22 protein-coding genes and 4 tRNA genes are annotated in these 20,671 nt (G+C 69.8%); 8 read left to right on the top strand and 18 right to left on the bottom strand.

Annotated elements, in window-relative coordinates; all coding sequences use genetic code 11:
- Positions 1-97 precede the first annotated feature (97 nt).
- From rpoB to AB0398_RS00165, 9 genes are all read right to left on the bottom strand, one after another.
- Entirely contained in the window at positions 98-3,580 is a 3,483-nt protein-coding gene (rpoB, locus tag AB0398_RS00205; RefSeq protein ID WP_366371016.1) for a DNA-directed RNA polymerase subunit beta, read from the bottom strand.
- Positions 3,581-4,141: 561 nt separating this feature from the next.
- Positions 4,142-4,528 (bottom strand): 50S ribosomal protein L7/L12, encoded by a 387-nt coding sequence (rplL, locus tag AB0398_RS00200; protein ID WP_366371014.1) that lies wholly within the window; start codon positions 4,526-4,528, stop codon positions 4,142-4,144.
- A 113-nt stretch (positions 4,529-4,641) separates the two neighbouring features.
- Complete coding sequence (gene rplJ / locus AB0398_RS00195; RefSeq protein WP_062752794.1) at positions 4,642-5,172, bottom strand: 50S ribosomal protein L10; 531 nt, start codon at positions 5,170-5,172, stop codon at positions 4,642-4,644.
- Positions 5,173-5,424: 252 nt separating this feature from the next.
- On the bottom strand, positions 5,425-6,354 hold the full coding sequence (locus tag AB0398_RS00190) for a hypothetical protein (protein WP_366371012.1): 930 nt from the start codon (positions 6,352-6,354) through the stop codon (positions 5,425-5,427).
- Positions 6,355-6,471: 117 nt separating this feature from the next.
- Positions 6,472-7,200: a 50S ribosomal protein L1 gene (gene rplA / locus AB0398_RS00185; RefSeq protein WP_121831424.1), complete on the bottom strand. Its 729-nt coding sequence runs from the start codon at positions 7,198-7,200 to the stop codon at positions 6,472-6,474.
- 77 nt (positions 7,201-7,277) lie between these two features.
- Complete coding sequence (rplK, locus tag AB0398_RS00180) at positions 7,278-7,712, bottom strand: 50S ribosomal protein L11 (RefSeq protein WP_030318720.1); 435 nt, start codon at positions 7,710-7,712, stop codon at positions 7,278-7,280.
- Between the two features lie 158 nt (positions 7,713-7,870).
- Positions 7,871-8,752 carry a transcription termination/antitermination protein NusG gene (gene nusG, locus AB0398_RS00175; protein WP_366371009.1) on the bottom strand — a complete coding sequence of 294 codons (882 nt, stop codon included), beginning with the start codon at positions 8,750-8,752 and terminating at the stop codon, positions 7,871-7,873.
- Between the two features lie 44 nt (positions 8,753-8,796).
- Entirely contained in the window at positions 8,797-9,084 is a 288-nt protein-coding gene (gene secE / locus AB0398_RS00170; RefSeq protein ID WP_030208944.1) for a preprotein translocase subunit SecE, read from the bottom strand.
- Between the two features lie 103 nt (positions 9,085-9,187).
- Positions 9,188-9,260 (bottom strand) — tRNA-Trp (locus AB0398_RS00165).
- A gap of 215 nt (positions 9,261-9,475) precedes the next feature.
- Here AB0398_RS00165 and AB0398_RS00160 point away from each other — a divergent pair.
- The 3 genes from AB0398_RS00160 to AB0398_RS00150 all read left to right on the top strand — a co-directional run bounded on the left by AB0398_RS00160 (position 9,476) and on the right by AB0398_RS00150 (position 12,508).
- Complete coding sequence (locus tag AB0398_RS00160) at positions 9,476-10,702, top strand: pyridoxal phosphate-dependent aminotransferase (protein ID WP_351972183.1); 1,227 nt, start codon at positions 9,476-9,478, stop codon at positions 10,700-10,702.
- Between the two features lie 116 nt (positions 10,703-10,818).
- Entirely contained in the window at positions 10,819-11,841 is a 1,023-nt protein-coding gene (locus AB0398_RS00155) for an adenosine deaminase (protein WP_366371007.1), read from the top strand.
- A 28-nt stretch (positions 11,842-11,869) separates the two neighbouring features.
- On the top strand, positions 11,870-12,508 hold the full coding sequence (locus tag AB0398_RS00150) for an NAD(P)H-binding protein (RefSeq protein ID WP_366371006.1): 639 nt from the start codon (positions 11,870-11,872) through the stop codon (positions 12,506-12,508).
- 14 nt (positions 12,509-12,522) lie between these two features.
- On the opposite strand, the gene AB0398_RS00145 is transcribed toward AB0398_RS00150, so the two are convergent.
- The 6 genes from AB0398_RS00145 to AB0398_RS00120 form a co-directional block, all read right to left on the bottom strand.
- On the bottom strand, positions 12,523-13,578 hold the full coding sequence (locus tag AB0398_RS00145) for a UDP-N-acetylmuramate dehydrogenase (RefSeq protein ID WP_366371004.1): 1,056 nt from the start codon (positions 13,576-13,578) through the stop codon (positions 12,523-12,525).
- A gap of 104 nt (positions 13,579-13,682) precedes the next feature.
- The gene (locus tag AB0398_RS00140; protein WP_366371002.1) at positions 13,683-14,111 is read right to left on the bottom strand and encodes a MaoC family dehydratase; all 429 of its coding nucleotides are present in this window, start codon (positions 14,109-14,111) and stop codon (positions 13,683-13,685) included.
- Positions 14,112-14,113: 2 nt separating this feature from the next.
- Positions 14,114-14,566 (bottom strand): MaoC family dehydratase N-terminal domain-containing protein, encoded by a 453-nt coding sequence (locus AB0398_RS00135; protein ID WP_366371000.1) that lies wholly within the window; start codon positions 14,564-14,566, stop codon positions 14,114-14,116.
- Between the two features lie 83 nt (positions 14,567-14,649).
- Positions 14,650-14,814: a 50S ribosomal protein L33 gene (gene rpmG / locus AB0398_RS00130; protein WP_003956487.1), complete on the bottom strand. Its 165-nt coding sequence runs from the start codon at positions 14,812-14,814 to the stop codon at positions 14,650-14,652.
- A gap of 89 nt (positions 14,815-14,903) precedes the next feature.
- Positions 14,904-14,976, bottom strand: a tRNA-Met gene (locus tag AB0398_RS00125).
- Positions 14,977-15,019: 43 nt separating this feature from the next.
- Positions 15,020-15,092: transfer RNA gene (locus AB0398_RS00120), tRNA-Thr, on the bottom strand.
- Positions 15,093-15,298: 206 nt separating this feature from the next.
- On the opposite strand from AB0398_RS00120, the gene AB0398_RS00115 reads away from it, so the two are divergent.
- Together AB0398_RS00115 and AB0398_RS00110 are read left to right on the top strand one after the other, a co-directional pair.
- Positions 15,299-16,600 carry an amidohydrolase family protein gene (locus tag AB0398_RS00115; RefSeq protein WP_366370998.1) on the top strand — a complete coding sequence of 434 codons (1,302 nt, stop codon included), beginning with the start codon at positions 15,299-15,301 and terminating at the stop codon, positions 16,598-16,600.
- A 2-nt stretch (positions 16,601-16,602) separates the two neighbouring features.
- Positions 16,603-17,259, top strand: a complete 657-nt coding sequence (locus AB0398_RS00110; RefSeq protein ID WP_366370996.1) for an SDR family oxidoreductase — start codon at positions 16,603-16,605, stop codon at positions 17,257-17,259.
- 63 nt (positions 17,260-17,322) lie between these two features.
- On the opposite strand, the gene AB0398_RS00105 is transcribed toward AB0398_RS00110, so the two are convergent.
- Positions 17,323-17,404, bottom strand: a tRNA-Tyr gene (locus AB0398_RS00105).
- Between the two features lie 171 nt (positions 17,405-17,575).
- Between AB0398_RS00105 and AB0398_RS00100 the strand changes: the two genes are divergently transcribed.
- From AB0398_RS00100 to AB0398_RS00090, 3 genes are all read left to right on the top strand, one after another.
- Positions 17,576-18,067 (top strand): YajQ family cyclic di-GMP-binding protein, encoded by a 492-nt coding sequence (locus tag AB0398_RS00100; RefSeq protein ID WP_366370994.1) that lies wholly within the window; start codon positions 17,576-17,578, stop codon positions 18,065-18,067.
- A 96-nt stretch (positions 18,068-18,163) separates the two neighbouring features.
- Positions 18,164-18,661, top strand: coding sequence for a methylated-DNA--[protein]-cysteine S-methyltransferase (locus tag AB0398_RS00095; RefSeq protein WP_366370992.1), 498 nt, complete (start codon positions 18,164-18,166; stop codon positions 18,659-18,661).
- The gene (locus AB0398_RS00090) at positions 18,658-19,284 is read left to right on the top strand and encodes an alpha-ketoglutarate-dependent dioxygenase AlkB (RefSeq protein ID WP_366370990.1); all 627 of its coding nucleotides are present in this window, start codon (positions 18,658-18,660) and stop codon (positions 19,282-19,284) included. The genes AB0398_RS00095 and AB0398_RS00090 overlap by 4 nt, the downstream gene beginning before the upstream one ends.
- 5 nt (positions 19,285-19,289) lie before the next feature.
- Here AB0398_RS00090 and AB0398_RS00085 read toward each other — a convergent pair whose 3' ends face one another.
- A complete protein-coding gene (locus AB0398_RS00085) occupies positions 19,290-19,697 on the bottom strand; it encodes a YccF domain-containing protein (protein WP_366370988.1) in 408 nt (135 codons plus the stop codon).
- Complete coding sequence (gene htpX, locus AB0398_RS00080; protein ID WP_366370986.1) at positions 19,694-20,557, bottom strand: zinc metalloprotease HtpX; 864 nt, start codon at positions 20,555-20,557, stop codon at positions 19,694-19,696. Before htpX ends, AB0398_RS00085 begins: the two co-directional genes overlap by 4 nt.
- Positions 20,558-20,671: the final 114 nt, after the last annotated feature.

The following is a 20,671-nucleotide window of genomic DNA, read 5'->3' as shown; positions in this document are numbered from 1 at the left end:
GCGTCAATCCCTCTCAGGGTTGTAAGGCTGTGGGTCTGATACGGGGGTCCTGGGGCCGGCGGGGGGACCGTGACTGGTCCCCCCGACCGGACTCCCGTCAGACCTCTTCGACGCTGCTCGGCTCGCGCCGGGACAGGTCGATGCCGAGCTCCTCCGCTGCGCGGAAGACGTCCTCGTCGGTGTCGCGCATCTCGATGGACATGCCGTCCGAGGACAGCACCTCCACGTTGAGGCACAGGGACTGCATCTCCTTGATGAGCACCTTGAAGGACTCGGGGATGCCGGGCTCAGGGATGTTCTCGCCCTTGACGATGGCCTCGTAGACCTTCACGCGGCCGGTCACGTCGTCGGACTTGATCGTCAGCAGCTCCTGGAGGGCGTACGCGGCGCCGTAAGCCTCCAGCGCCCACACCTCCATCTCACCGAAGCGCTGGCCACCGAACTGGGCCTTACCACCCAGCGGCTGCTGGGTGATCATCGAGTACGGGCCGGTCGAACGCGCGTGGAGCTTGTCGTCGACCAGGTGGTGGAGCTTGAGGATGTACATGTACCCGACGGAGATCGGGTCCGGGAACGGCTCGCCGGAGCGGCCGTCGAACATCCTCGCCTTGCCGGTCGGGAGCACCATGCGCTCGCCGTCGCGGTTCGGGATGGTGTGGTTCAGCAGGCCCGCGAGCTCGTCCTCGCGCGCACCGTCGAAGACCGGGGTGGCGACGTTGGTGCCGGGGGCGACCTGGTCGGCGCCGATGGCCTGGAGGCGCTGCGCCCAGTCGTCCGCGAGGCCGGAGACGTCCCAGCCGCGGCTGGCGAGCCAGCCGAGGTGGATCTCCAGGACCTGTCCCGGGTTCATTCGGGACGGGACACCCAGCGGGTTGAGGATGATGTCGACCGGGGTGCCGTCCTCCAGGAACGGCATGTCCTCGATCGGCAGGATCTTCGAGATGACGCCCTTGTTGCCGTGACGGCCGGCGAGCTTGTCACCGTCGGTGATCTTGCGCTTCTGGGCGACGTAGACGCGGACCAGCTGGTTCACGCCGGGGGGAAGCTCGTCGCCCTCCTCGCGGTCGAAGACGCGCACGCCGATGATCTTGCCGATCTCGCCGTGGGGCACCTTCAGGGAGGTGTCGCGGACCTCGCGGGCCTTCTCACCGAAGATCGCGCGGAGCAGGCGCTCCTCCGGGGTCAGCTCGGTCTCGCCCTTGGGCGTGACCTTGCCGACCAGGATGTCGCCGGCGACGACCTCGGCACCGATGCGGATGATGCCGCGCTCGTCGAGGTCGGCGAGGACCTCCTCGGAGACGTTCGGGATGTCCCGGGTGATCTCCTCGGGGCCCAGCTTGGTGTCACGGGCGTCGACCTCGTGCTCCTCGATGTGGATCGAGGAGAGGACGTCGTCCTGCACGAGGCGCTGCGACAGGATGATCGCGTCCTCGTAGTTGTGGCCCTCCCACGGCATGAACGCCACGAGCAGGTTCTTGCCGAGCGCCATCTCGCCGTCTTCGGTGGCGGGACCGTCGGCGAGGACCTGGCCCTCGATGACGCGGTCGCCCTCATCCACGACGACCTTCTGGTTCACAGAGGTGCCCTGGTTGGAGCGGGAGAACTTGTGCAGGCGGTACGTGATGTACGTGCCGTCGTCGTTGGCGACCGTGATGTAGTCGGCCGACAGCTCCTGGACGACACCGTCCTTCTCGGCCTTGAGCACGTCGCCGGCGTCGGTGGCGCAGCGGTACTCCATGCCGGTGCCGACGAGCGGGGCCTCGGACTTGATGAGGGGCACGGCCTGGCGCATCATGTTCGCGCCCATGAGGGCGCGGTTGGCGTCGTCGTGCTCCAGGAACGGGATCATCGCGGTCGCGACCGACACCATCTGGCGCGGCGAGACGTCCATGTAGTCCACGTCGGCCGGGAGGACGTAGTCGACCTCGCCGCCACGCTTGCGGACCAGGACGCGGTTCTCGGTGAAGCGCAGGTCGTCGTCGAGGCCGGCGTTGGCCTGCGCGATGACGAAGCGGTCCTCCTCGTCGGCGGTGACGTAGTCGACCTCGTCGGTGACCTGGCCGTCGACGACCTTGCGGTACGGCGTCTCGATGAAGCCGAACGCGTTGACGCGGCCGTACGAGGCGAGCGAACCGATCAGACCGATGTTCGGGCCTTCGGGGGTCTCGATCGGGCACATGCGTCCGTAGTGGGACGGGTGCACGTCTCGGACCTCGAAGCCGGCCCGCTCGCGGGACAGACCACCGGGACCCAGCGCCGAGAGACGACGCTTGTGCGTCAGACCCGACAGCGGGTTGTTCTGGTCCATGAACTGCGACAGCTGGCTGGTGCCGAAGAACTCCTTGATGGAGGCGACGACCGGCCGGATGTTGATCAGGGTCTGCGGCGTGATCGCCTCGACGTCCTGCGTGGTCATCCGCTCGCGGACGACGCGCTCCATCCGGGCCAGGCCCGTGCGGACCTGGTTCTGGATGAGCTCGCCGACGTTGCGCAGACGACGGTTGCCGAAGTGGTCGATGTCGTCGGTCTCGACGACGATCTCGTTGCCGTTCTCGCCGATCGTCTCGGTCTCGCCCGCGTGGAGCTTCACGAGGTACTTGATCGTGGCGATGACGTCGTCGGTGGTGAGGACGCCGGCGTCCAGCGGCTCGTCCGCGCCGAGCTTCTTGTTCACCTTGTAGCGGCCGACCTTCGCGAGGTCGTAGCGCTTCGGGTTGAAGTAGAGGTTCTCGAGCAGCGTCTGAGCGGCCTCACGGGTCGGCGGCTCGCCCGGACGGAGCTTGCGGTAGATGTCGAGCAGCGCGTCGTCCTGGCCCTGGGTGTGGTCCTTCTCCAGGGTGGCGCGCATGGACTCGTACTCGCCGAACTCCTGGAGGATCTGCTCGGTGGTCCAGCCGAGGGCCTTCAGGAGGACGGTGACCGACTGCTTGCGCTTGCGGTCGATGCGGACGCCGACCAGGTCGCGCTTGTCGATCTCCATCTCCAGCCAGGCACCCCGGGACGGGATGATCTTGGCGGAGAAGATGTCCTTGTCGGACGTCTTGTCGATCGAGGAGTCGAAGTAGACGCCCGGCGAACGGACCAGCTGCGACACCACGACACGCTCGGTGCCGTTGATGACGAAGGTGCCCTTGTTGGTCATGAGCGGGAAGTCGCCCATGAAGACCGTCTGGGACTTGATCTCGCCGGTCTCGTTGTTGGTGAACTCGGCGGTGACGAAGAGCGGGGCGCCGTACGTGAAGTCACGGTCCTTGCACTCGTCGATCGAGTTCTTCGGCGGCTCGAAGCGGTGGTCGCGGAAGGTCAGCGACATCGACCCGGAGAAGTCCTCGATCGGGGAGATCTCCTCGAAGATCTCCTCCAGGCCGGACTTCGTGGGGACGTCCTGTCCCGACTCAAGGGCAGCCTCGACGCGAGCCTTCCAGGCGGCGTTGCCGAGCAGCCAGTCAAAGCTCTCGGTCTGCAGCGCGAGGAGGTTCGGAACCTCGAGGGGCTCCTTGATCTTTGCAAAGGAGATGCGCAGCGGGGCGGTGCTTGCGCCGTTGTTCGTATTGGTCGAGGCGTTGCGCGAGGCGGCCAAGAGGGGGTCCTTCCGAGGGCTCGGACTCACTACGCGCGTACCGGTCCCCAGCAGAGCTTCAGGGCAGACGTTTCCTGAAATGACCGAAAGGCCAGGTCAGAAGGGGTCGGCCGATGAAACGGATGCGAAGGTATGCCCCTGGTGACGGGCAGGGGGCAGCTAACAGGCAGCGCAAAGGGTCAGTGTAGCCACTTGGCTCACTGATGTCCAGGGCGAGTTCTTCGCGACCCTCGTTGCTCTCAACTCCGCGCTACTTCGCGCCGTGCGGCGCACCTCGATACTGCCCGTTCCGCCGTCGATCCATGCCTCGGATACGGATCGTTGTGACGACGCGTCCTGAGAATTGCGCGCTGCGTGCGGTTCGTCAAGGGGCCCCGCCTCGCGGGGCGCACGGCGAAGATCACCATACTCCGCTTCCGACGGCCCCCCGGACGCCCGCCACGCCCGCTTCCGGGAACGCCGAAAGGCGACCACCCATGTGGATGATCGCCCTTCGGTGCTCCCGCGTTACACGGACGCGTCACACGGGAGCAGGAGTCGGCTCAGCGAACCGAAACGGCCTTACTTGACCGTGACAGCGGCACCGGCGGCCTTGAGGGACTCGGCGGCCTTCTCGGCGACGTCCTTCGCGACCTTCTCGAGGACCGGCTTCGGGGTGCCGTCGACGAGGTCCTTGGCCTCCTTGAGGCCCAGGGAGGTGAGCTCGCGCACGACCTTGATGACCTGGATCTTCTTGTCGCCGGCACCCTCGAGGATGACGTCGAACTCGTCCTGCTCCTCGACGGCGGCGGCGGCGTCGCCACCACCCTGACCCGGGGCGGCGACGGCGACGGCCGCGGCGGCGGTGACGTCGAACTTCTCCTCGAAGGCCTTCACGAACTCGGAGAGCTCGATGAGGGTGAGCTCCTCGAACTGGGCGAGGAGTTCGTCCTGGGTGAGCTTCGCCATGATGGGCGATCCTTCCACTAATTCGGCAGGTGCCGGAGGTGTGTAGAGGCGGGCGTACTGTCGGCCCGCTGCGATCCGCGCACTAGGCGGCGCGGATCAATGCGCGAGCCGAATTACTCGGCACCGCCCTGCTCGGCGAGCTTGACGCGAAGCGCCTCCGCGGTGCGGACGAACTTCGACGGCAGCGCCTGGAAGAGCGAGGCAGCCTGGGACTGCTTGCCCTTGAACGCGCCGGCCAGCTTGCTGAGCAGAACCTCGCGGGACTCGAGGTCCGCGAGCTTCTTGATCTCATCGGCGGAGAGCGCCTTACCGTCAAGGACACCGCCCTTGATGATGAGGTTCGGGTTCTCCTTGGCGAAGTCACGCAGGGCCTTCGCCGACTCCACCGGGTCACCGGTGACGAAGGCGACCGCGGTCGGACCAGCGAAGTGCTCGTCCAGCGCGGTGATCCCGGCCTGGTTGGCCGCAATCTTGGTCAGCGTGTTCTTCACCACGGCGTACTGGGCGTTCTCACCGAGCGAACGACGCAGCGTCTTGAGCTGCGCGACGGTGAGACCCCGGTACTCGGTCAGCACAGCGGCGTTCGAGCTGCGGAACTGGTCCTCCAGCTCGGCCACCGAGGCAGCCTTGTCGGGCCTTGCCATAAGCGTCGGCCTCCTTCCGGGTGATGGGACCGCTCGGAAGGGGCTGAACAAAAACAAAACGCCCCGGGCGCAGGCGCACGGGGCTCAGCTCGACCGTTTCACAAGGAATCGGGAACTCTTCCACAGTCACCTGCGCGGGTCGTTCGCGTCTCTCAGCGAATCCTTCGGCCACCGCACCCGTATGGGCGCGGAGACGACCAGCGGTCTTTGGCTTCTGTGGAAGCGTACGCGACCGGGTCGGTCAGGGGCAAATCAGCCCTGCCCCAGCTCCTTCAGCATCGTGAAGAGGTCGAAGGTGTCGGCGGCGGGCGGGGCCTGGACGGCGGTCCTGGTGCCGTAGTCGCTGTAGTCGGCGCGCATCCGCATCGAGCCGGCGGCCATGGTCATGCCGAGGTCCATGCGGGCCGGGTAGCCGTCCTCGTTGACCCAGATCTCGGTGTCGTAGCCCTTGAGCCCGGACTTCCTCGCGCCGGCGACGAGGGCCTCGTAGTCCTTCTCGGGGAGGAGCTCGGAGGCCTCGTTCGCCTTGAGCATCTGCTCGAGGGTGAGCGTGCCCTTGTAGTGCTGCGTCTCCATGCCGTTGATCTTCTCGGCCCCCACGTGCTTGAGGTCCGGGGAGTCGAGCAGCAGGGCGAGCTGCCGGGCCGGGTCCTGGTTCATGCTCTCCAGGCCGCCGGTCATCTGCTTCTGCAGCGCCTTGTCGCCGGAGGCCTCGGCGGCGGCCTTCAGGTCCAGCTTCATCCAGCGCTTGCCGTCCATCTCGGCGGCCTGCTCGGCACCCATGTCCATGTACATGACGTCATCGAGCATGATCATGCGGGCCTGCTGCGGGCCCGCCGGGTCGCCCGCGCCGAGCAGGGGGCCCTTCATGGTGATGTCCATCACCGCGGGGTCCCAGCCCTGGACGCCGGTGAGCTGCGTCGTGCCGGACTCCGCCCCGGCGCCGCTCAGGCTCATCGTCATCCTGACCTTGGCGGCCTTGGCCTCGGAGGTCTTCGTGTACGCGGCCTGGATGACCTTCGTGACCTCGCCGAGGGTCTGCGTCTTCGGCGCGGCGGGCGCCGGGGCCGCCGCCGGCTTCTTCGCGCCCTCGTCCCCGTCGTCCTGACAGCCCGCGAGGCCCGTCACGACGGCCGCGGCCGTCAGGACGACGCCCGCGCGCTTCCATGCGGACATGCCCATGTTCCCCACCCCTGGTCATCCATGTTCTTCGCAGTCTTTTGAACCGTAGCAAAAAGCCGGCCCCGCACCTCCGGAGAGGTGCGGGGCCGGCTGACCACTTCAGCGAGCCGATGGGGCTCAGACCGCGGCCGGGTCCTCCTCGACGAGGAGGTTGCGGGTGCGGTTGGAGTCCAGCGGGATGCCGGGGCCCATCGTCGTCGTCAGGGTCGCCTTCTTGATGTAGCGGCCCTTGGCGGCGGACGGCTTCAGACGGAGGATCTCCTCCAGGGCCGCGGCGTAGTTCTCGACCAGCTTCGTCTCGTCGAAGGAGACCTTGCCGATGATGAAGTGCAGGTTCGAGTGCTTGTCGACGCGGAACTCGATCTTGCCGCCCTTGATCTCGTTGACGGCCTTGGCGACGTCGGGGGTGACGGTGCCGACCTTCGGGTTGGGCATGAGACCACGCGGGCCGAGGACGCGGCCGAGACGGCCGACCTTGCCCATGAGGTCCGGGGTGGCCACCACGGCGTCGAACTCGTTCAGGCGGTTGCCCTTGGAGATCTCGTCGATGAGCTCGTCGGAGCCGACGATGTCGGCGCCCGCGGCGATCGCGGCCTCGGCACGCTCACCGGTCGCGAAGACCAGGACCCGGGCGGTCTTGCCGGTGCCGTGCGGGAGGTTCACGGTGCCACGGACCATCTGGTCGGCCTTGCGCGGGTCGACACCCAGGCGGAAGGCGACCTCGACGGTGCCGTCGAACTTCGTGGTGGCGGTGTCCTTGGCGAGACGGACGGCCTCGAGGGGAGCATAGTTCCGCTCGCGGTCGACCTTGGCGTCCGCGCCGCGGAGAGCCTTGCTGCGCTTCACTTCTTCTCCTGTTGGTTCAGGTATGGAGTCGTGGTGCGGGCCGCGCCGGCCCTACCACTGGGTCACGAGGGGGCTGGTCAGCCCTCGACCGTGATGCCCATGGAACGGGCGGTGCCAGCGATGATCTTGGACGCGGCGTCCAGGTCGTTGGCGTTCAGGTCGGGGAGCTTGACCGTGGCGATCTCGCGGACCTGGGCGGCGGTGAGCTTGGCGACCTTGGTCTTGTGCGGCTCGCCGGAGCCCTTGTCCACACCCGCGGCCTTGAGGATCAGCTTGGCGGCCGGCGGAGTCTTGGTGATGAAGGTGAAGGAGCGGTCCTCGTAGACCGTGATCTCCACCGGCACGACCATGCCACGCTGCGACTCGGTCGCGGCGTTGTAGGCCTTGCAGAACTCCATGATGTTGACGCCGTGCTGACCCAGTGCGGGACCGACCGGCGGGGCCGGGTTGGCCGCACCGGCGTTGATCTGGAGCTTGATAAGCCCCGTGACCTTCTTCTTCTTGGGAGGCATTGCTCTCTCCGGGTCCTAGTGAGAGTGTTCAGCCCGCCATCCGGACATACGGATGGAGGCATACCGCACAACAATAACGGGTATATACGTGCGGCTAAAAACCGAGCAGGTCAGAGCGGCTGTCGCAGCCACTCTGACCTGGTCGGAAAACCGTGTGATCAGTTCTTCTGGATCTGGTCGAAGCTGAGCTCGACCGGGGTCTCGCGGCCGAAGATCTCGACGAGGCCCTTGACCTTCTTCGAGTCGGCGTTGATCTCGTTGATCGTGGCCTGGAGGGTGGCGAAGGGGCCGTCGGTGACGGTGACCGAGTCGCCGACCTCGAAGTCCAGGACCTGGACCTCCAGCTTGCGGGCCGGAGCCGGCTTACCCTCGGCCTCGGCGGCCTCGCGGGCGGCCTTCTCCTCGGCCTCCGGGGCGAGCATCTTGACGATCTCGTCCAGGGTCAGCGGGTACGGGTCGTAGGCGTTGCCCACGAAGCCGGTGACGCCGGGGGTGTTGCGGACGACGCCCCAGGACTCGTTCGTGAGGTCCATGCGGACGAGCACGTAGCCGGGGAGCTTGTTCTGCTTGACGTTCTTCCGCTCGCCGCCCTTGATCTGGACGATCTCTTCCTCGGGGACCTCGGCCTGGTAGATGAAGTCCTCGACGTTGAGCGAGACGGCGCGCTGCTCCAGGTTGGCCTTCACGCGCTTCTCGTAGCCCGCGTAGGTGTGGATGACGTACCACTCGCCGGGGAGAGTGCGCAGCTCCTCGCGGAGCGCGGCGACCGGGTCGACCGGAGCGGCCTCCTCGGCCTCCTCGGCCTCCTCCTCTTCCTCGACCTCGGCGACGACCTCGTCCTCGTCGTCCTCGTCGGACTCGACCGCGTCGGCGGCGTCCTCGTCCTCCGCGACCTCGTCCTCGACGGTCTCGTCGGCGGCGGCCTCGTCGGCAGCGTCCTCAGCAGCGTCGGCCTGGTCCTCGTCGGCGGCCTCGACGATGTCCAGCTCGTCCTCGACGGACTCGGACTCGAAGGCGTCGTTCAGGTTCGCGTCAGACACGGTGGCTGCTTCTTCCTGCGATACAGATGGGGTGGAACAAAAAGTCAGCCGAAGACGTACTTGACTGCTTCCTGGAAGCCATAGTCAATCACGGTGACAAGGCCGATCATGATGACGACGAAGATGATCACCACGGTGGTGTACGTCGACAGCTGGCTGCGCGTGGGCCAGACGACCTTGCGGAGCTCCGCGATGATCTGACGGTAGAAGAGCGCGAGGCGGCCCAGTGGGCCCTTCTTCCCGCGCTTTCCGCCCTTGCGGGACTTCTTCTTCGACTCTGCCGTCTCGTCGTCGGCATCAGGCGTGTCGATGGAGCCTACGGCGTCCGTCACGATGTCTCACCTGATTCCGGGTCGGCCGTGCCGCGCCCGGGTGGAGCCGCACGGCGGTGCAATGAAGTACGTACATGCGCACAACACCTGGCGGTGTGTGTAGCAGGGCCGGAGGGACTTGAACCCCCAACCGCCGGTTTTGGAGACCGGTGCTCTACCAATTGAGCTACGACCCTTTGCCAATGCCCCAACCTACCGCATCGTGAGACGCGGCCGGTGCGGACCAACGAGGAGTGAGCATACGTGGTCTTGGGCCCCTACGTCGAACAGGAGGCGCCCCGACCTGCCGCAGACCCGCCGCGGGACGCGTGTACGACCGGGAATGACCGTTCCTGTCCGGTCCGTGAAACCTGTGTGCCCGGCCAGGACGCGGTCTGGGACGATGGGCCGCATGAGCGCTGCTACCCCTCCCACCGAGCGTCGGGTCTCCGCCCGTATCGGTGCGATCTCCGAGTCCGCCACCCTCGCCGTCGACGCCAAGGCCAAGGCCCTCAAGGCCGCCGGCCGTCCGGTGATCGGTTTCGGCGCGGGCGAGCCCGACTTCCCGACCCCCGACTACATCGTCGAGGCGGCCGTGGAGGCCTGCAAGAACCCGAAGTACCACCGCTACACGCCGGCCGGCGGCCTGCCCGAGCTGAAGTCCGCCATCGCCGCCAAGACGCTGCGCGACTCCGGCTACGAGGTCGACGCCTCCCAGATCCTGGTGACCAACGGCGGCAAGCAGGCGATCTACGAGGCCTTCGCCGCGATCCTCGACCCGGGCGACGAGGTCATCGTCCCGGCGCCGTACTGGACGACGTACCCCGAGTCGATCCGTCTCGCGGGCGGCGTGCCGGTGGAGGTCGTGGCCGACGAGACGACCGGCTACCGGGTCTCGGTGGAGCAGCTGGAGGCGGCCCGCACGGAGAAGACCAAGGTCGTCCTCTTCGTCTCCCCCTCGAACCCGACCGGCGCCGTCTACAGCGAGGCCGACGCCGAGGCGATCGGCCGCTGGGCCGTCGAGCACGGCCTGTGGGTCCTCACGGACGAGATCTACGAGCACCTGGTCTACGGCGACGCGAAGTTCACCTCGCTGCCGGCGATCGTGCCCGAGCTGCGCGACAAGTGCGTCGTGGTCAACGGCGTGGCGAAGACGTACGCGATGACGGGCTGGCGCGTCGGGTGGATCGTGGGCCCCAAGGACGTCGTGAAGGCCGCCACGAACCTCCAGTCGCACGCCACGTCCAACGTGAGCAACGTCGCGCAGGTCGCCGCGCTCGCCGCCGTCTCCGGGAACCTGGACGCGGTCGCGGAGATGCGCACCGCCTTCGACCGGCGCCGCCAGACGATCGTGCGGATGCTGAACGAGATCGACGGCGTCGTCTGCCCGACCCCGGAGGGCGCGTTCTACGTGTACCCGTCGGTGAAGGGGCTGCTCGGCAAGGAGATCCGCGGCAAGCGCCCGCAGACCTCGGTCGAGCTGGCCGCCCTGATCCTGGACGAGGCCGAGGTCGCGGTCGTCCCGGGCGAGGCCTTCGGCACCCCGGGCTACCTGCGCCTGTCGTACGCGCTCGGCGACGAGGACCTGGTGGAGGGCGTGTCCCGGATCCAGAAGCTGCTGGCCGAGGCGACGGACTGATCGCAGCCGCGCACGGGCCCCGGTTCTTCGGAACCGGGGCCCGTTTCTGCGTTCGGGAGGGCCCCGATCGGGGAAAGGGGCTGTCCTCCCCCATTCGGGTGCGGCAGGATCGGTCGATGGAGCACAAAGACCGCGACCTCACCCTGTTGCCCAAGGCCCATCTGCACCTGCACTTCACCGGTTCGATGCGGCCCACGACGCTGATCGAGCTGGCCGACAAGTACGGCGTGCACCTCCCCGAAGCGCTGAGCAGCGGTACGCCCCCCAAGCTGCGGGCGACCGACGAGCGCGGCTGGTTCCGCTTCCAGCGCCTCTACGACATCGCCCGCTCCTGCCTGCGCTCGCCCGAGGACATCCGGCGGCTGGTCCGCGAGGCGGCCGAGGAGGACGTCAGGGACGGTTCGGGGTGGCTGGAGATCCAGGTCGACCCCACCTCGTACGCCCCGCACCTCGGCGGGCTCATCCCGGCCCTGGAGATCATCCTGGACGCGGTCGAGTCGGCGTCCCGGGAGACCGGGCTCGGGATGCGGGTCCTGGTGGCGGCGAACCGGATGAAGCACCCCCTGGAGGCGCGCACCCTGGCCCGGCTCGCGGTGCGGTTCGCGGACCGGGGCGTGGTGGGCTTCGGGCTCTCCAACGACGAGCGCCGGGGCATGGCCCGGGACTTCGACCGGGCGTTCGCGATCGCCCGGGACGGCGGCCTCCTCGCGGCCCCACACGGCGGCGAGCTGACGGGCCCGGCGTCGGTGCGGGACTGCCTGGACGACCTGCGGGCGGCGCGGGTCGGCCACGGGGTGCGGGCGGCGGAGGACCCGAGGCTGCTGCGGAAGCTGGCGGAGCGCGGGGTCACCTGCGAGGTCTGCCCGGCGTCGAACGTGGCCCTCGGGGTGTACGAGCGGCACGAGGACGTACCGCTGCGGACGCTCTTCGACGCCGGGGTGCCGATGGCGCTCGGCGCGGACGACCCGCTGCTCTTCGGCTCGCGGCTCGCGGCGCAGTACGAGATCGCCCGCCGCCACCACGGCTTCACGGACGCGGAACTGGCCGAGCTGGCACGGCAGTCGGTGCGGGGTTCGGCGGCCCCGGAGGGGGTACGGGAGAAGCTGCTCGCGGGGATCGACGACTGGATCGGGTCCTGAACGAGCCCTGCCACGGGGGAGGCACGGAATGACGAGGTTCACCGTCTTCGGCGCGACCGGCGGCGTCGGCCGGGAGGTCGTCCGCCAGGCGCTGGCCGCGGGCCACGAGGTGACGGCGGTGGTACGGGACCCGGCGCGGCTCGCGGTCACCGGGACGCGGCTCGTGGTCCGGCGGGCCGAGGACCTGTCCGACCCGGAGGCCCTGCGCGCGGCGGTCGCCGGCCGGGACGCGGTCCTCTCCGGCCTGGGCGCCAGGAGCCGCGCGGACGCGGGCGTGGCGGCCCGGCTGACCCGCTCGCTGCTCGCGGCGGCGGAGGCCGAGAAGGTGCGCCGCCTGCTGGTGGTCAGCGCGGCCCCGCTGGGCCCGGTCCCGGCCGGTCAGGGCGTCCTGGACCGGGCGGTCCTCGCGGTCGTCGGCACCGCCCTGAAGGAGGTCTACGACGACCTGCGGGCCATGGAGTCCGACCTCGCGGCGAGCGGTGCCGACTGGACCGCCGTGCGCCCGCCCCGGCTGACGGACGGACCGGTCACCGGCCGGTACCGCACGGTCGTCGGCGGCACCCCGCCCCGGGGCCGCTTCCTGTCCCGCGCGGACGTGGCGCACGCGATGCTGGCGATGGTCGACGAACCGGCGACGATCAAGCAGGGCGTGGGCGTCGCGTACTAGCGGTACCGGCCGTACTAGATCTCGACGCCGACGGTGACGGGCTCGTTGACGAGGGTGATCCCGAAGGCGTCCCTGACCCCGGCGACGACCTCGCGGGCGAGGGCGAGCAGGTCCTCGGTGGTCGCCCCGCCCCGGTTGGTGAGGGCGAGCGTGTGCTTGGTGGAGATCCGGGCGGGCCCGGAGCCGTACCCCTTGGTGAACCCGGCCCGGTCGATCAGCCAGGCCGCCGAGGTCTTCACCGCGTCGTCGCCGGCGGGGAAGGCGGGCGGGGCGACGTCCGGGCCGAGGCGCTCGGCCACGCGCGCGAGGAACGCCTCGTACTGCCCGGCCGTGAGGATCGGGTTGGTGAAGAAGGAGCCGGCCGACCAGGTGTCGTGGTCCTCCGGGTCCAGGACCATGCCCTTCCCGGCGCGCAGCTTCAGGACGGTCTCGCGGGCGGCGGCGAGCGGGACGCGGTCCCCGGCCCCGACGCCGAGGGCGCGGGCTGTCTCGGCGTACTTGATCGGCGCGGAGAGCCCGTCGGCGTCTTCGAGCTCGAAGCGGACCCGCAGCACGACGTACCGCTCGGGGTGCTCCTTGAAGCGGCTGTGCCGGTACGAGAAGGCGCACTCGGCGCCTGCCAGCGTGACCGTCTCGCGGGTGGTCCGGTCGTACGCGACGACCTCGGTGACGGTGGCGGAGACGTCCTGTCCGTACGCGCCGACGTTCTGGATCGGGGTGGCCCCGGCCGAGCCGGGGATCCCGGCCAGGCACTCGATCCCGGCGAGCCCGGCCTCGACGGTCCGCGCGACGGCGTCCGTCCAGACCTCTCCGGCGGCCAGCTCAAGGCGGGTCCCGTCGAGGGAGAAGCCGGTGGTGGCGATCCGGAGCGCGGTGCCGTCGAAGCCCTTGTCCCCGATGACCAGGTTGGACCCGCCGCCGATGATCAGCAGCGGCGTCCCGGCGTCGTCGGCCTCGCGGACGGCCGCGATCACCTCGTCGTCGGTGGTCGCGGTGACGAGCCGGGAGGCGGGGCCGCCGAGACGGAAGGTGGTGAGGGGGGCGAGGGGGGCGTCGTTGAGGAGCTGCACGGGCCCAGCGTACGTGGGGCGTCCATTTCGATGGACATTCCGTTTCACGAGTGAAACGGCGGCGCCCCGGCGCCGTCGGACACCGGGGCTCTCGTACGTACCCCTCAGGCGAGCCGCACCACGGCCCGGCTCATCCCCAGGACCTTCTGGCCCGCGCTGGTCGCGGTGAGGTCCACCCGTACCAGGCCGTCGTCCAGCTTGGCCGCGACCTTGGCGGCGACCTCGATCAGGGCGCCGGTGTCGTCGTTGGGGACGACGACGGGCTTGGTGAAGCGGACGCCGTACTCGACGACGGCGGCGGGGTCGCCGGCCCAGTCGGTGACGACGCGGATCGCCTCGGCCATGGTGAACATGCCGTGGGCGATGACATCGGGCAGGCCGACCCCGACGGCGAACTTCTCGTTCCAGTGGATGGGGTTGAAGTCCCCGGAGGCACCGGCGTACCGGACGAGGGTGGCGCGGGTCACGGGGAAGCTCCGCGCGGGGAGCTCGGTGCCGACCTCGACCTCGTCGTAGGCGATCTTCGCGGTCATGGTCAGGCCTCCTCGGGCGCTCGGGAGACGAGCTTGGTCCAGGCGGTGACGACGTGCTCGCCGGTCTCGTCGTGGACCTCGCCGCGGATGTCCAGGATGTCGTTGCCCGCGAGGGACTTGATCGCCTCGATGGTGGAGGTGACGGAGAGCTGGTCCCCGGCCCGTACGGGGCGGGTGTAGACGAACTTCTGGTCGCCGTGGACGACCCGGCTGTAGTCGAGGCCGAGCTGCGGGTCCTCGACGACCTGTCCGGCCGCCTTGAACGTGATGGCGAACACGAAGGTGGGCGGGGCGATCACGTCGGGGTGGCCGAGCGCCTTGGCCGCCTCGGCGTCGGTGTACGCGGGGTTGGCGTCCTCGATCGCCTCGGCGAACTCGCGGATCTTCTCGCGGCCGACCTCGTAGGGCGGGGTGGGCGGATAGGTCCGGCCCACGAAGGACTGGTCGAGCGCCATGGACTCGATACCTCCTGGAATTCGTTTCCGACAAACGACACGAGGCCGCCCCCGAACGGGGACGGCCTCGTGTACGAGCCTGATTAACGCGTCTCGCGGTGCGCGGTGTGCGAGTTGCAGCGAGGGCAGTGCTTCTTCATCTCAAGACGGTCCGGGTTGTTGCGCCGGTTCTTCTTGGTGATGTAGTTCCGCTCCTTGCACTCCACGCAGGCCAGCGTGATCTTCGGGCGGACGTCGGTGGCAGCCACGTGAGTGCTCCTTGGACGGACGGTTGGACGGATGAACGCATAAAAGGGTAGCCGATCGAAGGACCGACCCCGCAATCGGCTACCGTGTGTAGCGGTGACCGGACTTGAACCGGTGACACAGCGATTATGAGCCGCTTGCTCTACCGACTGAGCTACACCGCTTTGATGATCCGGATCCCGCCCGAAGGCGGGTCCTTCTCACCAGAGCCCCAATACGGAATCGAACCGTAGACCTTCTCCTTACCATGGAGACGCTCTACCGACTGAGCTATTGGGGCGAGCGAGGAAGACATTACACGGTCTCCGGCCCATCTCCCAAATCCGTTTCCCGGAGCCGTTCCGGCCCTTCCCACCAGGTGTCACGTACGCCACACGTGCCCTCATCGGGTACGTCCGCCGCGCCCCTCCCCGCAGGTCATCGCGGGCGCCCTAGGCTCGGGCCCACGCCGGGTGATCCCGATCCCGAGGAGGCGCGAGGAGCCGGATGTCAGCCGACAGCAAGCGGCCCCGGCCGCCCGGGGACGGCGCCGCCGGCGGCGCCGGACCGACCTCGCTCCTGCTCTCGCACGCGCGGCTCGCCGACGGGCGGACCGTGGACGTGCGGCTCGTGGGCGACCGGATCGAGGCGGTCGGCACGGCGGGCAGCCTCGCGCCCGTGACCGCGGGCGCCCGGGTGGACCTCACCGGCCATCTGCTGCTGCCCGCGCCCGCCGAGCCGCACGCCCACGCCGACAGCGCGCTCTCCGCCGACTCCCCCGGCCCCGTCCCGTACGGCGGGGAGGAGGTGCGGCGGCGGGCCACGGAGGCCGCGCTGCTCCAGCTCGGGCACGGCGCGACCGCGCTGCGCGCGCACGTGCGGATCGGCGACGACCGCGGGCTGGGGCCGCTGGAGGCGGTGCTGCGGGTCCAGGGGTCGCTGCACGGCCTCGGCGTGCTGACGCCGGTGGCCGTGCCGCGGCTGCTCGGCGGGGCGGCGGGCGCGGAGGGGCGGGCGCTGCTGCGGGAGGCGGTGCGGAGGGGTGCGGGCGCGGTCGGCGGGCGTCCGGACCTGGATCCGGATCCGGCCGGGCACGTGGCGGCGGTCCTGGAGGTGGCGGCGGAGTACGGGGTGCCGGTGGACCTGCACACGGAGGGGGACGATCCGGCGTGGCTGGCCCGCCTGGCGGCGATGGCCGATGGGCTGGTCCCCGGGGTGACGATCGGACCGTGCGCGGGCCTCGCCCGGCTCCCGTCGGAGGTGGCGGGGCGGGCGGCGGAGCGGCTGGCGGAGGCCGGCGTGGCGGTGGTGTGCCTGCCGCAGGGCGGGTGCGCGGACGCGGGGGCGCGGGACGGCGGGCCCCGGGGCGTGGCGCCGGTGCGGCTGCTGCGGGCGGCGGGGGTGCGGGTGGCGGCCGGGAGCGGGGCGCTGCGGGACGCGGCGAACCCGGTGGGGCGCGGGGACCCGCTGGAGGCGGCCTATCTGCTGGCCTCGCAGGGCGGGCTGTCGCCCGAGGAGGCGTACGGGGCGGTGAGCACGGAGGCCAGGGCGGTGATGGGCCTTCCGGAGGTACGGGTGGAGGCGGGCTTCCCGGCGGAGCTCCTGGCGGTGCGGGGCGAGCGGCTCGCGGGCGTGCTGTCCCTGGCGTACAGCCGGATCGTGGTGCATCGGGGGCGGGTGGTGGCGCGGACGAGCGCGGTGCGGGAGTACTGCGACTCGGCGGCGGCGCTCGACCTGCCGCGGCAGGCGCGGACGAGGCGGCCGCCCGAACCGGGGAGCCCTCAGGCCGGTCCCGTCGTACGGTCGTGAGTATGCGCATCGTCATCGCTGGAGGACACGGACAGATCGCCCTGCGCCTGGAGAGGCTGCTCTCGGCAGGCGGACACGAGGTGGCGGGGATCATCCGCCGGCCGGAACAGGCGGCGGACCTGCGGGAGGCGGGTGCCGAACCCGTCGTCCTGGACCTGGAGACGGCGTCGTCCCACATGGTCGCCGACGCCCTGAAGGGCGCCGACGCGGTGGTCTTCGCCGCGGGCGCGGGCTCGGGCAGCGGCGCGGACCGCAAGGACACGGTGGACCGGGGGGCCGCGGTGCTCTTCGCGGACGCGGCGGAACGGGCGGGGGTGCGGCGGTACGTGGTCGTCTCCTCGATGGGCGCGGACGCGTCCCACCCGGGCGACGAGATCTTCGACACCTATCTGCGGGCCAAGGGCTCGGCCGACGACGAGATCCGCTCCCGTACGGCCCTGGACTGGACGATCCTGCGCCCGGGCGCCCTCACGAACGACGCGGGCACGGGCCTGGTCCGCCTGGAGGCCCGCACGGGCCGGGGCCACGTTCCCCGCGACGACGTGGCGACGGTCCTCGCGGAACTCCTGGAGACCCCGGCGACGTCCGGCCTCACCCTGGAACTGACCTCGGGCTCGACGCCGGTCCCGGTGGCGGTGAAGTCGGTGGCCGGGAACTGATCCGCCCCCCGGCACAACGAGAGAAGGTCCCCGGTACGGGTACCGGGGACCTTCTTCATCGCGTGGCGACGCCAGGATTCGAACCTGGGTAGGCTAAGCCGACGGATTTACAGTCCGCTCCCATTGGCCGCTCGGGCACATCGCCATGAGATCGCTGCCGTGGAGCCGCTTTTCGGCGGTGTTCCTTGGCAACGACGTAAACAATACCTGATCCCCCGGGGTGCTCCGCCACCGGATTGATCAGCGGTTCGGGCCGTGGCGCACCCCCTAGGCTTCGGTCTGTAACCCACAGCATCCGAGCAAGGAGCCACGAGTCATGGCCGACTCCAGTTTCGACATCGTCTCCAAGGTCGAGCGGCAGGAGGTCGACAACGCCCTCAACCAGGCCGTCAAGGAGATCTCGCAGCGCTACGACTTCAAGGGGACCAACGCCTCGATCTCCTGGTCGGGCGAGAAGATCCTCATGCAGGCGAACGGCGAGGAGCGGGTCAACGCGATCCTCGACATCTTCCAGTCCAAGCTGATCAAGCGCGGGATCTCGCTCAAGTCGCTGGAGGTCGAGGGCGAGCCGCAGCTCTCCGGCAAGGAGTACAAGCTCTTCGCCTCGGTCACCGAGGGCATCTCGCAGGAGAACGCCAAGAAGGTCGCGAAGGCCATCCGGGACGAGGGCCCCAAGGGCGTCAAGGCCCAGGTCCAGGGCGACGAGCTGCGGGTCAGCTCGAAGAGCCGCGACGACCTCCAGGCCGTGCAGGCCCTCCTCAAGGGCAAGGACTTCGACTTCGCGATCCAGTTCGTGAACTACCGCTAGTCCCGCGTCGAAGGTCGTGTCCGAATCCCGCCAGCCCCCCGGCCGGCGGGCCCGCACACTGGGTCGTGGAAGGCTCGTGCGGGAGAGGAAGCAGTCATGACCGTGTACGCGTACGTCGACGGCCCCCTGGGCGAGATGCTGCTCGTCGGGCGGCTCTCGCCGGGGGGTCGGGTCGTGTTGCGCTCGCTGTCCCTGCCGGGGCAGAAGGGGGGCGTCGTGGTCGAGGACGGGTGGACGTGCGCTCCGGAGACGTTCGAGGAGGTCGCGGGGCAGTTGCGCGAGTACTTCGCCGGGGAGCGGGAGCGGTTCGAGGTGGAGTTCGACGGGGACGCCGGGACGGAGTTCCAGCGGCGCGTCTGGCGGGCGCTCGAAGAGGTGCCGTACGGCGCGACCGTCTCGTACGGGGAGATCGCCCGGCGGGTCGGCTCGGCCGGGGCCGGGGTGCGGGCCGTGGGGACCGCGATCGGGCGTAATCCGCTGCTCGTGGTGCGGCCCTGCCACCGGGTGATCGGGGCCGACGGGGCCCTGCGCGGCTATGCCGCCGGGGTCGAGCGGAAGGAGCGGCTGCTGGGCCTGGAGGGGGTCCTGGTGTGAGTGAGGGGCTCTTCCCCCGGGAACGGGTCGTCGTGGCGCCCGGGGCCGTGCACGTGCCCGCGTGGCTGCCGTTCTCGCGGCAGCGGGAGCTGGTGGACGCCTGCCGGGAGTGGGGGCGCGGGCCCGTGCCGTACCGGCGGACCGTGCTGCCGGGCGGGGGCGTCATGTCGGTGCGGTCGCTGTGTCTGGGGCGGCGGTGGGTGCCGTACCGGTATCTCGACGCCGTCGGGCTCGAACTGCCCGGGTGGCTCGTCTCGCTCGGGCGGGAGGCCGTCGCCGAGGCTTACGGGGACCACGGTGGCTTCGCGCCCGACACCGCGCTCGTGAATTTCTACGCGCCGGAGGCGCGGATGGGGATGCACCAGGACCGGGAGGAGCGCTCCGGGGCGCCGGTGGTGTCGCTGAGCCTCGGGGACCGGTGCGTGTTCCGCTTCGGGAACGCGGAGGATCGGGGGCGGCCCTACCGGGACGTCGAGCTGGCCTCCGGGGACCTGTTCGTCTTCGGCGGTCCCTCCCGGTGGGCGCACCACGGGGTGCCCCGGGTGTTTCCCGGGACCGCCGAGCCCGGTCTCGGATTGAAGGGGCGGCTCAACGTCACCTTGCGAGAGACCGGGATTCCGTAGTCCGGTCAGTAGCTCTGGGGGACGTGGACGCCCGCGGCCCTGTCCGTGGAGACGATCTCCTTGCCCAGGGGCAGCAGCGAGACCGGGATCAGCTTGAAGTTCGCGATGCCCAGCGGGATGCCGATGATCGTGATGCAGAGGGCGATGCCGGTGGTGATGTGGCCGAGCGCCAGCCACCAGCCGGCGAGGATCAGCCACAGGACGTTGCCCACGCAGGAGGGCGCGCCCGCGTCGCGGCGGTCGACAACCGTCTTGCCGAAGGGCCACAGGGCGTAGACGCCGATGCGGAAGGCGGCGAGCCCGAAGGGGATGCCGATGATCGTGATGCAGAGCAGGAGTCCCGCGAGCATGTAGCCCAGGAACATCCAGAATCCGCACAGGATCAGCCAAATGACGTTCAGGATCGTCTTCACGGGCGTCGACCTGCCATCTGTTCGAGCCGGGCGATGCGTTCGGCCATCGGCGGGTGGGTGGAGAACATCTTGGAGAGGCCCTGGCCGGGCCGGAACGGGTTCGCGATCATCATGTGGCTCGCGGTCTCGATCCGGGGCTCGGGCGGCAGCGGCAGCTGCTTGGTGCCGGCCTCCAGCTTCCGCAGGGCGCCCGCCAGGGCGAGCGGGTCGCCGGTGAGCTGGGCGCCGGAGGCGTCGGCCTCGTACTCCCGGGAGCGGGAGATGGCGAGCTGGATGACCGAGGCGGCGATCGGGCCCAGGATCATGATCAGCAGCATGCCGAGCAGTCCGGGGCCGTCGTCGTCGTTGGAGCGGCCGACCGGGATCAGCCAGGCGAAGTTGACCAGGAACATGATCACGGAGGCGAGCGCTCCGGCGACCGACGAGATCAGGATGTCCCGGTTGTAGACGTGGCTCAGCTCGTGGCCGATGACCCCGCGCAGCTCGCGCTCGTCCAGGAGGGCGAGGATGCCCTCGGTGCAGCAGACCGCGGCGTTGCGCGGGTTGCGGCCGGTGGCGAAGGCGTTGGGCGCCTGGGTCGGCGAGATGTAGAGCCGGGGCATGGGCTGGCGCGCCTGCGTGGAGAGCTCGCGCACCATCCGGTAGAGCGCGGGCGCCTCGAACTCGCTGACCGGGCGGGCGCGCATGGCCCGCAGCGCCAGCTTGTCGCTGTTCCAGTACGCGTACGCGTTGGTGCCGAGCGCCACGACGAGCGCGACGATCAGTCCCGTGCGCCCGAAGAAGCTGCCGATGACGATGATGAGGGCCGAGAGCCCTCCGAGGAGTACGGCGGTCCTCAGCCCGTTGTGCCGGCGGTGCACGGTACGCCCTCCAAGTGGTGCGGCAGGGGAACCCTTTTCTTCGTGGTGGTCCACTCGTCCAGTGGACCCTTCCGTACTGGTCAACGCCAGGCGGGAGGTTCGGGTTCCCCGGCC

The sequence above is a fragment of the Streptomyces sp. NPDC086147 genome, from assembly GCF_040702165.1.
Taxonomy (GTDB): domain Bacteria; phylum Actinomycetota; class Actinomycetes; order Streptomycetales; family Streptomycetaceae; genus Streptomyces.
Note: the sequence above shows the minus strand (reverse complement) of the source record. Positions and strands in the feature narration are given on the sequence as shown.

What these genes read in the sequence shown, in the direction of transcription:
- rplL (WP_366371014.1), bottom strand. Translation starts at nt 4,528, where the DNA reads ATGGCGAAGCTCACCCAGGACGAACTCCTCGCCCAGTTCGAGGAGCTC.
- rplJ (WP_062752794.1), bottom strand. Translation starts at nt 5,172, where the DNA reads ATGGCAAGGCCCGACAAGGCTGCCTCGGTGGCCGAGCTGGAGGACCAG.
- AB0398_RS00190 (WP_366371012.1), bottom strand. Translation starts at nt 6,354, where the DNA reads ATGGGCATGTCCGCATGGAAGCGCGCGGGCGTCGTCCTGACGGCCGCG.
- rplK (WP_030318720.1), bottom strand. Translation starts at nt 7,712, where the DNA reads ATGCCTCCCAAGAAGAAGAAGGTCACGGGGCTTATCAAGCTCCAGATC.
- AB0398_RS00160 (WP_351972183.1), top strand. Translation starts at nt 9,476, where the DNA reads ATGAGCGCTGCTACCCCTCCCACCGAGCGTCGGGTCTCCGCCCGTATC.
- AB0398_RS00155 (WP_366371007.1), top strand. Translation starts at nt 10,819, where the DNA reads ATGGAGCACAAAGACCGCGACCTCACCCTGTTGCCCAAGGCCCATCTG.
- AB0398_RS00150 (WP_366371006.1), top strand. Translation starts at nt 11,870, where the DNA reads ATGACGAGGTTCACCGTCTTCGGCGCGACCGGCGGCGTCGGCCGGGAG.
- AB0398_RS00140 (WP_366371002.1), bottom strand. Translation starts at nt 14,111, where the DNA reads ATGACCGCGAAGATCGCCTACGACGAGGTCGAGGTCGGCACCGAGCTC.
- AB0398_RS00135 (WP_366371000.1), bottom strand. Translation starts at nt 14,566, where the DNA reads ATGGCGCTCGACCAGTCCTTCGTGGGCCGGACCTATCCGCCCACCCCG.
- AB0398_RS00115 (WP_366370998.1), top strand. Translation starts at nt 15,299, where the DNA reads ATGTCAGCCGACAGCAAGCGGCCCCGGCCGCCCGGGGACGGCGCCGCC.
- AB0398_RS00110 (WP_366370996.1), top strand. Translation starts at nt 16,603, where the DNA reads ATGCGCATCGTCATCGCTGGAGGACACGGACAGATCGCCCTGCGCCTG.
- AB0398_RS00100 (WP_366370994.1), top strand. Translation starts at nt 17,576, where the DNA reads ATGGCCGACTCCAGTTTCGACATCGTCTCCAAGGTCGAGCGGCAGGAG.
- AB0398_RS00095 (WP_366370992.1), top strand. Translation starts at nt 18,164, where the DNA reads ATGACCGTGTACGCGTACGTCGACGGCCCCCTGGGCGAGATGCTGCTC.